Origin of the sequence: Salinicoccus roseus (genome assembly GCF_003814515.1) — a bacterium.
Classification (GTDB): Bacteria; Bacillota; Bacilli; order Staphylococcales; family Salinicoccaceae; genus Salinicoccus; species Salinicoccus roseus.
Map to the genome: position 1 here is coordinate 1,323,766 of NZ_RKQJ01000001.1, position 14,325 is coordinate 1,338,090.

Below are 14,325 nucleotides of genomic sequence, written 5' to 3' on the forward strand. Positions count from 1 at the left end.
TTTTCCAAAAAGGCATAAAAAGATTGTGACAAGTATGTAAAGTTTTCAAATTTTCTGTGACTCCATGGTAAAATATAACGGCTGAGATAATTAGACATAAAAAACCGATCTATATGGAAGGAGCTATTACTGTGCATAAGATCCTCGTAGTGGATGATGAGCCATCCATTGTTACATTGATGAAATTCAATCTGGAAAAGGCCGGATATGAAGTGATTACGGCGGAGGACGGGCGTCAGGGCCTGGACCTTTCCCTGACTGAGAAACCTGATCTGATCGTACTGGATCTGATGCTGCCCGGCATGGATGGGATGGATGTATGCAAGACACTCAGGCAGGAGAAGGTCGACACCCCGATCCTCATGCTGACGGCAAAAGATGAGGAATTCGACAAAATCCTTGGTCTCGAGCTCGGCGCAGACGACTACATGACAAAACCCTTCAGCCCAAGGGAAGTCGTCGCCCGCGTCAAGGCGATCCTCCGCAGGACACAGGTGCAGCAGGCACCCGATGATGCATCTTCAGTCATCAAGCTCGGGGCACTCGAAATCCATACCGACACCTATGATGTGTACGCCCGCGGTGAACAGCTCGTACTCACCCCAAAGGAGTACGAGCTGCTGCTCTACCTTTCAAACCATAAGAATAAAGTGCTCAGCCGCGACCAGCTGCTGAACGGTGTGTGGGACTTCCATTATGACGGGGATACACGGATCGTCGATGTCCATATCAGTCATCTGCGCGAGAAGATCGAAGCCGATCCGAAACGCCCGGCCTACATCCGGACCATCCGGGGATTCGGATACAAGCTTGAGGTTCCGGCAGAATGAAGCGGCTATGGTTCAGGATTGCTTCCGCCTTCTTCATCCTGATCCTCGTCCTGATTTTCATCCTCGGTTTCTTCCTGGCAGCTCTGCTGAAGAATGCCTATACCGATATGACACGCAACCATCTCGTCGAAAATGCAGAGATGGTCACCCAGCTCATCGTCGCCTCGGAAAGCTACGGTGAACGCGAACAGCTGCAGGAACTCATCCAGAACTTTGAACAGCCCATACAGATGCGCTTTACGGTTGTTGATACGGAAGGTGTGGTCCTTGCCGATTCCGAAAACGACCCTGCAGAGATGAATAATCATTTCAACCGTCCTGAAATACAGGATGTGCTGGAGCAGGATGAGGCATTCGGAGAATCAATCCGCTATAGTACAACACAGGACTTCAATATGATGTATGTCGCCCTGCCGCTTGTTTCCGAAGGCGAGACTGTAGGAGCAGTCAGGACCTCCCTGTCCCTCGGCGTCATCGATGATGCCATGAATCGGCTGTGGTTCAGCCTGTCGATTGCCCTCGGCCTGATGTTCCTCATCGCCGCCATCGCAAGCACCATGCTCGCAAGGAGCATTACACGCCCGATCGACAGCATCATGAATGTCACTTCCCGCCTGAGGAAGAATGACTACAGCAGCCGGGTGAACACGGAGGCGAAAGGGGAAATCGGCGACCTCTCCCAGTCCATCAATGCACTTGCTGCAAGCCTGCAGAGGCAGATGAAGGAAATCGAGGAGAACGAACAGCAGCTTACGAGCATCATTTCCAACATGGTAAGCGGCGTCATGCTCGTCAACCAGGATGGGAAGGTTGAACTGCTGAACTCGGCGATGGAGCGATTCCTATCCCAGCACAAAGGCAACCTCATCGGCCAGCCCTATGAAAAGGTGGGTGAGCGCTTCGCCCTCAGTCCGCACATACATGCCGTCTTTGAGACCAATGAAAAGGTGCATGAAGAAGTCCACTCCTATTACCCTCAGGAACGCATCATGGATGCCCATCTCGCCCCCTATTATGGCCAAGGGTGGCAGCAGCGGGGTGTGATCGTCGTCCTCCACGACATTACAGAGATAAGAAGGCTCGAAAAGATGCGCAGCGACTTTGTTGCGAATGTATCCCATGAACTGAAGACCCCCGTCACTTCCGTCAGGGGGTTCTCGGAGACTCTGATGAGCGGGGAAGTGACCGATGAGGAAACAACTAAGCAGTTCCTCAAGATCATACACGATGAAAGCCAGCGACTCGACCGACTCATAAGGGATCTTCTGAACCTCTCCAAGATTGAAAGGCAGAAGATGCCGCTGAACCTTGAAACACTCAACATGACAGCACTTGTCCACGAAGTGTCCGTTACACTGCAGGGGGCCATCGAAGAGAAGCAGACGAGGCTGGTGCTCCCCGACCCATCAAAGGATGTATATCTCCAAGGGGATGAAGACCGTCTCAGACAGATCATACTCAATCTGGTGGGTAATGGCATCAACTATACTGCCGAAGGCGGTACTGTCACAGTCTCATTGAAGGAGAATGTCGAAAAGGTCCGACTCATCATCAAGGATGATGGCATCGGTATCCCCGAAGAGAGCCTCCCCCGCATATTCGAACGCTTCTACCGTGTGGACCGGGCCCGTTCCCGCCACTCCGGTGGTACAGGACTCGGCCTTGCCATAGTCAAGCACCTGATAGAGTCCCACCATGGGGAAATAGAAGTGGAGAGCCGCGAAGGTGAAGGCACAACCTTCACCGTCATACTGCCGAAAAAGCAGGAAGAAAAATAGAAACGGTTGTGTCCATCAACATCCGGCCATATTAAATGGAAAGGCCCCCTGCTTCCTAAGGAAGCAGGGGGCCTTTCGGTCTGCACTTCTATTGGTCATGGGTCTCCCTCACCCTTTTGAAGAGAATATTATTCTCAAGGTGCACATGGTCGAGGGTGGCTTTCTCAAGGTTTTCCAACCTCTGATAAACGAATCGGATGATTCCCGGATCCCCTTCTTTCGCCGTATAATCATTCGTCAGATCCCTGAAGCGCCAGAACGCTTCAGCGGCATTGCGGTGTTCATCCTCAAGCTCTGTCATATGCGGTTTCAGGGCCTCCCGTTTATCATCTGAAGGCGCCTCAATGAATGACTCCAGCATCGGAAAGACATTGTCATCTTCATCCCTCGTATGGTCAAGGAGTGCTTCCTTCAAGTTCAGGAAGATGTCCTCGACAGCTTCCAGGCTTGCATCCTCCTTCACCATCTTCTCTACATAGGATTCAAGGACAGGAAGCTCATCCTTCAGATCTTCATGATATTTCCTCTGTATATATTTGATGATGCCCGCTTCATCCATATATTTTATATCAATGCCATCCTGATTTGCGGATTCCTCTGCATTAATCTCATACAACAGGTTTTCCAATGGAAGCTGGTGGTTCAACGCCGCTTCCTTCAATGTCCTGTTTCCATCATTGGCGAAATCGATTCTCTGCTTCCTTAGAATGTCTCCTGATTTCGGGATTTCTGTTACTATGTCACCAAGCGTCATCTTTTCAGTAATTGTTTTCACCATGCATTCCTCCTCATTTACTGTAACCATACCTTTATAATGCTTTAATTAAACGAATTTGTTTACAGTTTAATGAAACATCCCGAAGGGTATATTATAATCATCATATACGAAGTTTCTGGAGGTTAGATAAATGAATGATAAAGTGAAAATGGCAGCTACGCTGCTTCCTGTTATACTCGTTCCTCTTTTTAATGAAAGAAAACGGATCAAAAAGCATCCTGATGTGCAAAAGATCGGAGAAGCATCGACCACCGTCTATCATGCAGCTAAAGATAAGGGCAGCAGTGCTGCCGAATCTGTAAAGAATGCAGGTACATCCACATATCAGACGGGCAAATCAGCCGTTTCCAAAGTAGGCGGCGCCGTCACCGACAAGCGTATGAAGCACACCTACAAAAAAGACCAGAAACAGTATGAGCAGAGCCTGAAACAGGAGGAGTCCCTCCTCAAGCAATTTGAGAAGGAAAAGGAGAAGCATAGGAAAGACCGTCTGAAAGAGCAGACGGAAAGCAGGATTTCCGTTCCAAAGATGCTCCAATCAGGCCCTGAGGAGAAGAACGGGGATAAGTCACAGTCAATGACAGTGTCCGATGATCATAGGGAGCCCGATGCCGTCTCACCTGAAGCACAGGCGGAGAAAAAGTCCAATCCGGACAACTATGGAATCGCTGTCGAATATGACACCGACCAATCCCGCAACCGCGCCAGCCTTTCGGAAGACGATGAAGAGAGATTGGCTATGGATACCAGTGAAGAAACAGGCGCCCAAAACAACGATGAACATGAAAGGCTGGACAACATGAATCAGAATATCAACCATTGGATCGACAAGAAAGTAAAAGGTCATGATGAGGACACTTATGAAAACGGGGAACTTTTTACAGAGCACAAGAACGTCCTGGACCCGAGAAATGCAGAAACCAGGAATGAAAATACTGAACAGGACAATTCACTTTTCAACCAGCACCGGGCACTCCACGAATCCCAAGTCTCTTCCATAGGCAGAAGAACAGGGGAAGCGGGTGCAGTCAAAAAGTCCAGAAAGCAGAAAAAGCTTGAAAAGAAAATCAACAAGCACAGAAAGAAGCAGTACAAATAATAGTCTGACATTATGAACTGCAATGCAGAGAGGGGCGGCAGACGATGAAGATCAACAACATCACCATATTCTGTGGTGCCAATACTGGAACTGACCCTATATACGAAGAGAGTGCCTATGCACTTGGACAGCTGTTGGCAGAAAAAGAGATAGGTATCATATTCGGTGGAGGCGTTGTAGGACTGATGGGTGCTGTAGCTGACGGTGCCCTTTCAAAAGGCGGCACTGTAACAGGGGTCATACCACAGTTTCTGGTGGACCGCGAGATGGCACACCCAGAAGTTCAGCATATGGAAGTCGTCGAGAGCATGCATGAGAGGAAGGCACGGATGGAAACACTCGGCGATGCGATCATCACGCTGCCGGGTGGCGCAGGAACGATGGAAGAGTTCTTTGAAATGTTCACCTGGGGACAGATTGGTTTGCAGAAGAAGCCGATTGGCCTGTTGGATGTGAATAATTTCTTCGATGCCCTTACCGGCCTTTTCGAAAAACTCATTGAAGAAGGGTTCCTCGACGAGAAATATATGGGACAGCTTTTCATCGGAGACGATGCCAATGAAATATTGAAAAGTTTTGAAGTCTACAAACCCATTGAGACAAGAACATATGAAACTGAAAAACGACGCCGCTAGGACGTCGTTTTTTTTACATTTCCAACTTATATACAACGTGTTTCCTCAAGGAATGGCCTTCCATTATCAGCGGATGGTCAAACTCCTCCACCCTGGCCATGCCTATCTTCTCCATCACATGGATCGACGGCCAGTTCCGCTTCGCTGCGAGACCATATACTTCCTTGATATCAGTATGGCGTTCGGCAAACTTGAGCACCCCCACCGCGGCCTCGGTCGCAAATCCCTGGTTCCAATGTTTCTTCATCAGACGCCATCCGATTTCTATGCAGGGAAGGAACTCAAGCCTGAAAGGTCCGTCTTCTTCCAATACCTGGATGCCTGTAAAACCGATGAATTCCCCGGTGTCCCGCCTTTCAACCGCAAACAGGCCAAATCCCCTATCTTCGATATCCTTCTGTGCATCCACTATGAACTGCTTCGATGCCTCTGTCGAGAGCTTCTCCGGAAAATACCTGCGTACATCCGGATCTTGATTCATCGCGATGAAAGGGGCAGTATCACTCTGCTGCCAATCACGCAATATCAAGCGCTTTGTTTTGATGTATTTCATGCTTATCCTCAACCATTCTCTCATTTGTATAATGACTGTGTTCGATAGCTCCATCCATTAAAAATGAAAGAGAAAGAGGGCAAGCATCCCTCTACTCCTCCACTTTTTCACTCTCATTCCCGAGCGGAGCATCCATACGTTTGTAAGTAATGAGCTGAATCCTCACTTCTTCATCATCAAAATCATAATCTTCAAGATTTTCTTTCTGATCGGTAGTGAACACTACATCTACAAAGTCATTTGAATCCTTGAAATCGTATCTCACATTGAACGTTTCGAATTCCTGATCCACATCTGGTTTTTTGGAGACGAACCGGGAAGCTTCACCATCAAAGCTCTGGACGCCCATCCCGGTAATCTCCTCTATTTCATAGCGCAATGCCTCAAGTGTCATTTCTTTGCCTTCGATGATATTGAACTTCTCTTCGTGCATAACTATCCCTCTCTCTCAATTGTTTACATCACATATTCCCTTTTGAGAGGCATTTAATCTTAGCTGCTATTCTTCCGAAGGTTCTTCTTCGCTTTCCTCACTGGCCTCTTCTTCGTTGGGCTCTTCTTCACCGGATGCGTTCTGCTGCAGCTCTTCAAGCTCCTGTTCCTTCGTTTCGATATTGTCTTCCAGCTGGCTGTTCTCACTTTTGACGTTCTGTATTTTATTTTCCAGTGCCTTATTCTCCTGGTTCATCTTCTCCAGATCCTTTGCAGCCTGACTTTCATCTTCACCGCATCCAGCAAGAAGGACCAGTAGTGCCACTGCGAATAGACGTTTCATGGCCTCACCCTTTTTTTATCCTGATACAGATTATATCACTTTCTGGAATCCATGAAAATTTAAAATGGCACCCCGGAAGATTCCGGAGTGCCATAATATATTATTCGCCTATAGTGACTTCGTCCAACTGATAGATGCCGAGGGCATCCACTTCAAAGTTCTGTACCTCTGTACGCACACCAGTCAGATAGTTCTGGTGGTGGATATATGCCATAGGGGCGATATCCACGAGCATTTCCTGAGCTTCCGAGTAGATTTCCTGACGTGCTTCAGGGTCAGTTTCCTGACGGCCTTCTTCAAGCAGGGCGTCCACTTCATCATTGCTCATGAATGAACGGTTACCCGGGTCGCCATGCATTTCAGAGTGGAACAGCGGGTACATGCCGTAGTCCGCGTCGCCAGTAACTGTTGACCATCCAAGAACGAACATGTCATGCTCACCCTGTGCAGTCCTCTCAAGATACGCGCCCCACTCGAGCTGTTCTACATTCAACTCGATGTTGAGCTCCTTCAGGGACTCCTGCAGATAGACTGCCGTATCGATACGTTGTGGGCTGTCATTTGTCCAGATTTCAAGTGAGAAGCCATCTTCATATCCGGCTTCCGCCATAAGTTCCTTCGCACGATCCATATCGTAGGAGAGGCCTTCAACGCTTTCGTCATAGCCGAATACATCCGGAGCAAGTGGACCTTGTGCCGGGATACCTACACCATCATATACGCCATCGATGATTGCTTCCCTGTCGATGGCATGTGAAATCGCCTGACGTACGAGTGGATCATCGAGTGGTTCCTTCTCCATGTTGAAGCCGATGTATGAAAGTGAAAGTGATTCTGTGTTGTCGAGATATGTTTCTTCGTGGGAGTCAACACGTTCCATGTTGTTGGACTCCACTGCACCTGCAACATGGCTGTCGCCAGTTTCAAGTTCAGCAATGCGTGCAGCAGTTTCCGGTACCACTTTAAATGTTACCGTGTCCAATGCTACAGGCTCTTCGTGATAGTCATCGTTTCTTTCGAGCACGACTTCTTCACCAGCTGCACGGGACTGGACCTTGAATGGACCTGTACCGATTGCATTCTCGGCAGCATGCTGCCCCATGTTTTCGGAGATTGCATTCGCAACTTCCTCATGCTCTTCGCCGCCATTGTCGCGAAGTTCATAGTACTCTTCAAGTGTCATCTCTTCACCAGAGTCGGACAGTGCCTGCTCATAGTCTGCATCGATGACGTCTTTGCTCAGCATACCTCCTGCATCGTGTGCAAGGTGTGCGAGGAGTGGGGCAAATGGATATTCTGTCGTGATTTCGACAGTATAGTCATCGACCGGTTCCACGTCCGTAATCATCTCATACAGGAACATACGTGGAGACGCCATTGCCGGGTCTGTGATGCGTTTCAGGTTCGCTTCGACAGCTTCAGCATTGAATTCAGTTCCATCGTGGAACATGACGCCTTCCTTGAGAGTGAATTCCCATGTATTGTCATCCACCTGTTCCCATTCAGTCGCCAGACCAGGCTGAACTTCCATGTTCTCATCAAGGACAGTCAGTGTGTCATAGATGTTTGAACGTACGTTACTTGACGGCACGTCATTGTTGCCGTGCGGATCGAGACTGACGACGTCGCTCATTTCGGAAATGACAAGATCTCCGCCTTCTCCGCCTTCTCCGCCTTCAGTATCACCTGAAGATTCTTCTCCGCCGTCTGCAGAATCGCTCTCCGGATCGACATTGCTATCGTCCGTACATGCAGCCAGCGCAAATGATAAAATTAAAACCAGGCTCAACATTAGAAGCAGTTTTAAATTTTTCATTTTGGACCTCCTAATAATTTTTAATTAAATGCAAGATTTAATCAACTTCATGATACAGGAATAGGTAAGCGCCTTCAAGATGAATTTTCCCACATTTTCAAATAATGGAAAGAATAAAAACTGGAAAACACAAGAAGTGTTTTCCAGTTTCTGGTTTATTCAATCATCCGATGAAGGCCACTATTCATTGATGGTGGCTTCACGGAGATCGAAGATGTTATAGCTGTTGATGTCGATGCCTTCAACATTATTATTGTAGGCGTTCAAGTTTTCAGAGTGACGTACGAAGATTGCCGGAGCTTCGTCTACAAGCAGTTGCTGGGCCTCGACATATAACTGCTCACGGGCATCCTGGTCAGACTCACGCTTTCCTTCATCCAGCAATGCATCGAGTTCATCGTTTTCGAAGAAGGACCTGTTTCCTGGGGCCCCGACCATGTCGGAATGGAATAATGGAGAAATGCCATTATCCGGGTCCCCTGTTGAGTTGGACCAGCCAAGGATGAACATATCATGTTCGCCGTTGCCCGTCATTTCCAGGTACGCGCCCCATTCCACTTGTTCGATGTTCACATTGATGTTGAGTTCGGCCAGAGATTCCTGGAGCCATACAGCCATGTCCACACGTTCTGGATTATCATCGTTGACCATCAGATTGACATCGAATCCATCCTCATATCCTGCCTCTGCAAGCAGTTCCCTTGCCTGTTCCATATCGTATTCCAGGGCTTCGATATCCTCACTATGACCCATCACACCAGGCGCAAGTGGACCGACTGCCGGTGTACCGGAGTCATTATATACACCGGAGAGGACCGCATCCTTATCAAACGCATGGGTGATTGCACGTCTCACCTGCGGATCATCGAACGGTTCCTTTTGGGTATTGAAACCGATGTAGTCGATGGAAACGGAGTCCGTGCGCTCAAGCGTCACTTCCTCATTACTTTCTACACGTCCGATGTTGCTGGACTCGACCTGTGCAATGAAGTCGGAGTCGCCGGTTTCCAGTTCCGCAAGCCTGGAGCCTGTTTCAGAAACGACCTTGAATGTGGCCGAATCGATCGTCGGCGCGCCATTCCAGTAATCTTCATAGGCAGTCAGTTCGGTTTTCTCACCCGGATTCCTGCTTTCAAACTGGAGGTAGTTGGAGCCAACAGGATTCTGCTCGACCATGGTACCCATGGCACCACCGATTTCGTTTGCCGCCTCTTCATGCTCATCTCCGCCTGCTTCGCGGAGCTCGTAATACTCTTCAAGTGTCATATCGAGTCCTGCTTCATCGATTGCATTCTGATAGTCTTCATCGATGAGGTCTTTACTGATCATTTTGCCTGCGCCATGCGTCAGGTTATTGAGCAGCGGAGAAAACGGGAACTCTGTAACGAGTTCGACTGTGTAATCATCAACAACATTAACCTCGCTTACCATTTCAAGCAGGAAAGACCTTGGAGAGGCCATTGCAGGGTCAAGCAGACGCTCGAAGTTCGCCTTCACGACGTCAGCATTGAATTCACTGCCATCATGGAAAGTGACCCCCTCCTGCAGGGTGAACTGCCATGTAGTATCATCGATCTGCTCCCATTCGGAAGCCAGTACCGGTTCTATTTCAAAGTTTTCATTCTGCGTCACAAGCCCTTCATATATTGTATCCCGGACCTGCTCGGATGGTACATCGTTGCTTCCATGCGGATCCATGGATACAGCATCACTCGGGAAGGCCAGCACCATGTCGCCCCCACTGGAAGACGACTCCCCTTCAGCGCCACCTTCCGGCTCCACCTGGCTGTCATCCGTACATGCCGCCAGTACGAGTACAAGCATACTGAGCAACATCAATCGCCAAAAATTCTTCATCCTACTCCTCCTCTGAAAAATCTCTCCCATCCAAATATGTAAGACTTTTTTTGGGGTAAACCCATTTTATATCACCATAAGATTTCTTTCAATAAGGAATATTCTGAACTTTAAAAAATAACTTTGCTTTACTCAAAAAACTCTATTTTCAGATGAAGAGCGCTTTTGAAATGTTTTCACTCGCAAAAAAAGCCCCCTTGGTGCCAACAGGCATTCAAGGGGGAGAGTGAACTTTGAGATATTAATCAGTTACTCTATTGTTACATTCCTGAAATCCGGCTTGTTATACGTATCGATTACTAGACCCTCCACTTCGTCCCTGTAGGCGTTCATGCTTTCTGCCTGGCGCATGAATATTGAGGGTGCTTCATCAATCAACAGTTCCTGTGCCTCCCTGTATATCTCTTCACGGACTTCTGTGTCGGTTTCACGACGTCCTTCCTCCAGAAGGTCATCAAATGCTTCATTTTCGAAGAAGAACCTGTTCCCCTGATCACCCATCATCGACGAGTGGTAGAGGGGCCATAATCCATGATCTGGATCCCCGGTTGCATTTGGCCAGCCGAGTATGAAGATGTCATGATCTCCGGTGCTCGCCGCCTCCAGATAAGCGCCCCATTCGAACTGGTCCACTGTAGCATCGACATTGATTTCCTGAAGCGCTTCCTGCAGGTAGACAGCCAAATCCACCCTTTCAGATGCATCATTGGTTATGATGGAGATTTCAAAACCATCTTCATAACCGGCCTCCGCCATCAGTTCCCGCGCGCGCTCCACGTCATAATCCAGTCCTTCAATACCTTCATCGTAGCCCAGAACTTCCGGTTGGAGCGGACCTTCGAGCGTCCTGCCGGTACCACTGTATATGCCATTGATGACTTCTTCCTTATCAAAGATATGTGTGATGGCCTGTCTTACCCGTTTATCATCAAGCGGCTCCTTCTGTGTATTAAAGCCGATGTATTCCATTGCGATATTGTAGAAAGTATACATATGGGTCTCTGGATTGCTTTCAATCCTCTCTTTACTTGAAGGTTCAAAACCGCTGATCATATGGGATTCCCCGGTTTCCAGCTCTGCAATTCTTGAGCCTGTTTCCGAAACAACCTTGAAAGTGACAGTGTCCAACTTTGCAGGTTCCTGCCAATACTCATCGTACCTGGCAAGAACAGTGTTTTCACCCGGTGTCCTCTCTTCAAACTGCAGATACCCTGTTCCTGTTGGTTTCTGTTCCACTACAGTATGCAGATACTCGGAAACACTCTCTGCAGCATCTTCATACTCTGCACCACCTGTGTTCCGCAGTTCATAGAACTCCTCAAGCGGCATATCGAGTCCCGCTTCCTCTATGGCATTTCTATAGTCTTCATCTATGACTTCTTTACTGATCATTCCCCCTCCGTCATGGGTGAGATGGGCCAGCAAGGGCGCAAATGGATACGAGGTCACTATTTCAACCTGATAATCATCAATTACATTCACTTCTTCCACCATCTCGAAAATATTCAGCCGCGGTGATGCGACTGCAGGATCAAGCACCCTGTCGAAGTTCGCCTTAACGACTTCTGCATTGAAGTCACTGCCATCATGGAAAGTGACATCCTCTTCCAGAGTAAACCGCCATGTGGTATCATCCACCTGTTCCCATTCACTGGCGAGTAATGGAGCAATTTCGAGCGCTTCGTTTTGAGTGACAAGCCCTTCATATATCGTATTCCTCACCTGGTCGGAATACAGATCATTGCTTCCATGCGGGTCCAGGGAGACCACGTCGTTTCCCACCGATAATATGAAGTCCCCTCCTGCAGTCTGGCTGCCCTCATCACCACTGTCACTCCCCGGGTCAGCATCACTGTCGTCCGTACATGCAGTCAGCACGAGGAGCATCCCAAGCATGAACATCCCCATAAATCTTTTCATCAAATCCCACCTTCCTCTTTCGGCTAATCCCTAGTTTTTAAATAGGTTTTATAGAGGTAATAATATACTAGTTCAAGAGGATGTTCAATACAGTGTTCATTTTTCATCTCAGGCTCTATCATCAAGCGCACCCATCCAAGTTTCATTTCCCTTTAAGCATGAGGTAATGAAACATTTAAATTGATTGAATATACTGAATTTTTGACAGTTACATTAAATATACATATTTTAGACATAAATTTAAATATATATATATAAAATTAAAGTGTTTTATTACACAATTTTAAGAAAATTTCTTCATAAATGCGTGAAAGCCCTTTCATTGTTTTGTAGAAAATATTGAAAAATTCACTTTATGACTGTATCATTATAAGAAGCAATTCAAGGATTTGTCATAAAATTCAATCAGAATTATTAGGAGGTCAATTCATGGCAGTTGCATCCAAAGAAAGAATCCGGGACACCAAACCGGTCAATCCACGGGTTAAAAGCATGAAGGATTTCTATAAGCGCCTGAAGAAGAACAAATCGGCCCTTACAGGCTTCTATATACTATTGTTCTTCTTCATTGTATCGATTTTTGGTGCAATCGATGCAAACTATGGTCTTACAGGAATCAGTTCAAATGCAACCAGTCTGACAGAAAAGTTGGAAGGTCCTTCAGCCGCGCATTGGTTCGGTACGGATCACCTCGGCAGGGATATCTTCATCAGAATAATACACGGCATGTACATAACATTAGGGGTAGGGTTTGCAGCAACTTTCCTTGCAGGCCTTGTGGGTGTGCCACTTGGAATTCTCGCCGGCTACTATGGCGGCTGGCTTGATACCATCATCATGAGACTCATGGATGTCCTGCTCGCTTTCCCGGGCATCCTGCTTGCGCTTGCCATCGTCAGTGTACTTGGCGGCAGCACAATCAACGTGACCATCGCCATCGCCATCGGTGCCGTTCCACAGTTTGCACGGATCGTAAGAGGGTCGACATTGACGACAAAGAAACTGGAATATGTGGATGCGATCCGTGCCCTCGGTGCACGTGACGGCAAGATCATCTTCCAGCACATACTGCCGAATATCATGTCGCCGATCATTGTAAATACTACTCTCTTCATCGCTACAGCAATCCTTTCAGCAGCAGGCCTTTCATTCCTCGGCCTTGGCGTACAGCCGCCGACACCTGAATGGGGTGCCATGCTCAATGATGGAAGAAACTATATGTACCAGGCAGGACACATCACATTCTTCCCTGGCATGATGATCGTCATCGTTGTACTTGCATTCAACTTATTCGGAGACGGATTGAGAGATGCACTCGATCCGAAATTCAAGAAATAGGAGGCATCATATGACTACATTCATTATTCGTAGGCTGTTGCAGGCCATCCCCGTTCTCATCGGGGTCACAATTCTCGTGTTCAGTCTGATGCACCTTACTCCGGGTAACCCAGCGGTTATTATGGCAGGAGAAAGTGCGCCTCAGGCGACAGTACAGGCAATTGAAGAACGTTTGGGTCTGAACGATCCGCTTCACATACAGTATTTCAACTTCCTGGGCAATGCCCTGCAGCTGGATCTTGGTACGTCCATCCGGGACAACATCCCGGTATTCGACCATGTCCAGTCAAGATTCCTGATCACATTGGAACTTTCAGTATACTCGATGATTTTTGCGATAGTGCTTGGACTTCTGGCAGGCATCATCTCAGCAGTGCGCCAGTACACATTCTCTGATGTTGCCATCATGATTGTTGCCCTGTTCGGACTGTCCATGCCGAACTTCTGGCTCGGCCTCATGCTCATCCAGTGGTTCGCCATTAACTTGGGATGGTTTGCGCCGACAGGCTGGGGGGATGCCGACCAGATTGTTCTGCCGGTCATCGCACTCGGTACAGCCGGTGCCGCAATCATTGCCAGGATGACACGGAGCAGTATGCTCGATGTCATTTCACAGGACTACATCCGTACTGCCAGGGCAAAAGGGGTCAAGGAACGTGTAGTCATATTCAGACATGCGCTCAAAAATGCAATGATTCCGGTTGTCACTGTAATCGGTCTCCAGTTCGGCTATTTCCTTGCCGGTTCGGTGCTCACCGAGAGTGTATTCGCGATCAACGGCCTTGGCCGCCTGATCATCGATTCCATTCTGCAGCGTGACTTCCCGGTTGTACAAGGCGCCATCCTGGTCATTGCCGTCACCTTCGTTCTTGTAAATCTGGCAGTCGATATTTCCTACAGGTTCCTGAACAAACGGATCGACCTAAACTAAGTTAGGAGTGACACA

13 protein-coding genes are annotated in these 14,325 nt (G+C 48.0%); 6 read left to right on the top strand and 7 right to left on the bottom strand.

Annotated elements, in window-relative coordinates; all coding sequences use genetic code 11:
• The first annotated feature begins 131 nt into the window (after window positions 1-131).
• Together EDC33_RS06720 and pnpS are read left to right on the top strand one after the other, a co-directional pair.
• Window positions 132-830: a response regulator transcription factor gene (locus EDC33_RS06720; protein WP_040105160.1), complete on the top strand. Its 699-nt coding sequence runs from the start codon at window positions 132-134 to the stop codon at window positions 828-830.
• Window positions 827-2,608: a two-component system histidine kinase PnpS gene (gene pnpS, locus EDC33_RS06725; RefSeq protein WP_124010588.1), complete on the top strand. Its 1,782-nt coding sequence runs from the start codon at window positions 827-829 to the stop codon at window positions 2,606-2,608. Before EDC33_RS06720 ends, pnpS begins: the two co-directional genes overlap by 4 nt.
• An 88-nt stretch (window positions 2,609-2,696) precedes the next feature.
• Here the strand turns inward: pnpS and EDC33_RS06730 are convergent, their stop codons facing one another.
• Window positions 2,697-3,386 (bottom strand): DUF542 domain-containing protein, encoded by a 690-nt coding sequence (locus EDC33_RS06730; protein ID WP_249036079.1) that lies wholly within the window; start codon window positions 3,384-3,386, stop codon window positions 2,697-2,699.
• A 130-nt stretch (window positions 3,387-3,516) separates the two neighbouring features.
• Between EDC33_RS06730 and EDC33_RS06735 the strand changes: the two genes are divergently transcribed.
• Both EDC33_RS06735 and EDC33_RS06740 read left to right on the top strand, forming a co-directional pair.
• Window positions 3,517-4,485, top strand: a complete 969-nt coding sequence (locus tag EDC33_RS06735) for a hypothetical protein (protein ID WP_124010589.1) — start codon at window positions 3,517-3,519, stop codon at window positions 4,483-4,485.
• 44 nt (window positions 4,486-4,529) lie between these two features.
• Window positions 4,530-5,120, top strand: coding sequence for an LOG family protein (locus tag EDC33_RS06740; RefSeq protein WP_124010590.1), 591 nt, complete (start codon window positions 4,530-4,532; stop codon window positions 5,118-5,120).
• Between the two features lie 13 nt (window positions 5,121-5,133).
• On the opposite strand, the gene EDC33_RS06745 is transcribed toward EDC33_RS06740, so the two are convergent.
• From EDC33_RS06745 to EDC33_RS06770, 6 genes are all read right to left on the bottom strand, one after another.
• Window positions 5,134-5,673: a GNAT family N-acetyltransferase gene (locus EDC33_RS06745; RefSeq protein ID WP_094906743.1), complete on the bottom strand. Its 540-nt coding sequence runs from the start codon at window positions 5,671-5,673 to the stop codon at window positions 5,134-5,136.
• A 91-nt stretch (window positions 5,674-5,764) separates the two neighbouring features.
• Window positions 5,765-6,106: a hypothetical protein gene (locus EDC33_RS06750; RefSeq protein ID WP_124010591.1), complete on the bottom strand. Its 342-nt coding sequence runs from the start codon at window positions 6,104-6,106 to the stop codon at window positions 5,765-5,767.
• Window positions 6,107-6,172: 66 nt separating this feature from the next.
• A complete protein-coding gene (locus EDC33_RS06755) occupies window positions 6,173-6,448 on the bottom strand; it encodes a hypothetical protein (protein WP_094906745.1) in 276 nt (91 codons plus the stop codon).
• 100 nt (window positions 6,449-6,548) lie between these two features.
• Complete coding sequence (locus tag EDC33_RS06760) at window positions 6,549-8,264, bottom strand: glutathione ABC transporter substrate-binding protein (protein ID WP_124010592.1); 1,716 nt, start codon at window positions 8,262-8,264, stop codon at window positions 6,549-6,551.
• A gap of 180 nt (window positions 8,265-8,444) precedes the next feature.
• Window positions 8,445-10,121 carry a glutathione ABC transporter substrate-binding protein gene (locus EDC33_RS06765; RefSeq protein ID WP_124010593.1) on the bottom strand — a complete coding sequence of 559 codons (1,677 nt, stop codon included), beginning with the start codon at window positions 10,119-10,121 and terminating at the stop codon, window positions 8,445-8,447.
• A 249-nt stretch (window positions 10,122-10,370) separates the two neighbouring features.
• Window positions 10,371-12,041, bottom strand: a complete 1,671-nt coding sequence (locus EDC33_RS06770) for a glutathione ABC transporter substrate-binding protein (RefSeq protein WP_094906748.1) — start codon at window positions 12,039-12,041, stop codon at window positions 10,371-10,373.
• A 429-nt stretch (window positions 12,042-12,470) separates the two neighbouring features.
• Here EDC33_RS06770 and EDC33_RS06775 point away from each other — a divergent pair, with 429 nt between their 5' ends.
• Window positions 12,471-13,379, top strand: coding sequence for an ABC transporter permease (locus tag EDC33_RS06775; protein WP_094906749.1), 909 nt, complete (start codon window positions 12,471-12,473; stop codon window positions 13,377-13,379).
• A gap of 10 nt (window positions 13,380-13,389) precedes the next feature.
• Entirely contained in the window at window positions 13,390-14,310 is a 921-nt protein-coding gene (locus EDC33_RS06780) for an ABC transporter permease (protein WP_094906750.1), read from the top strand.
• The last annotated feature ends 15 nt before the right edge of the window (window positions 14,311-14,325 follow it).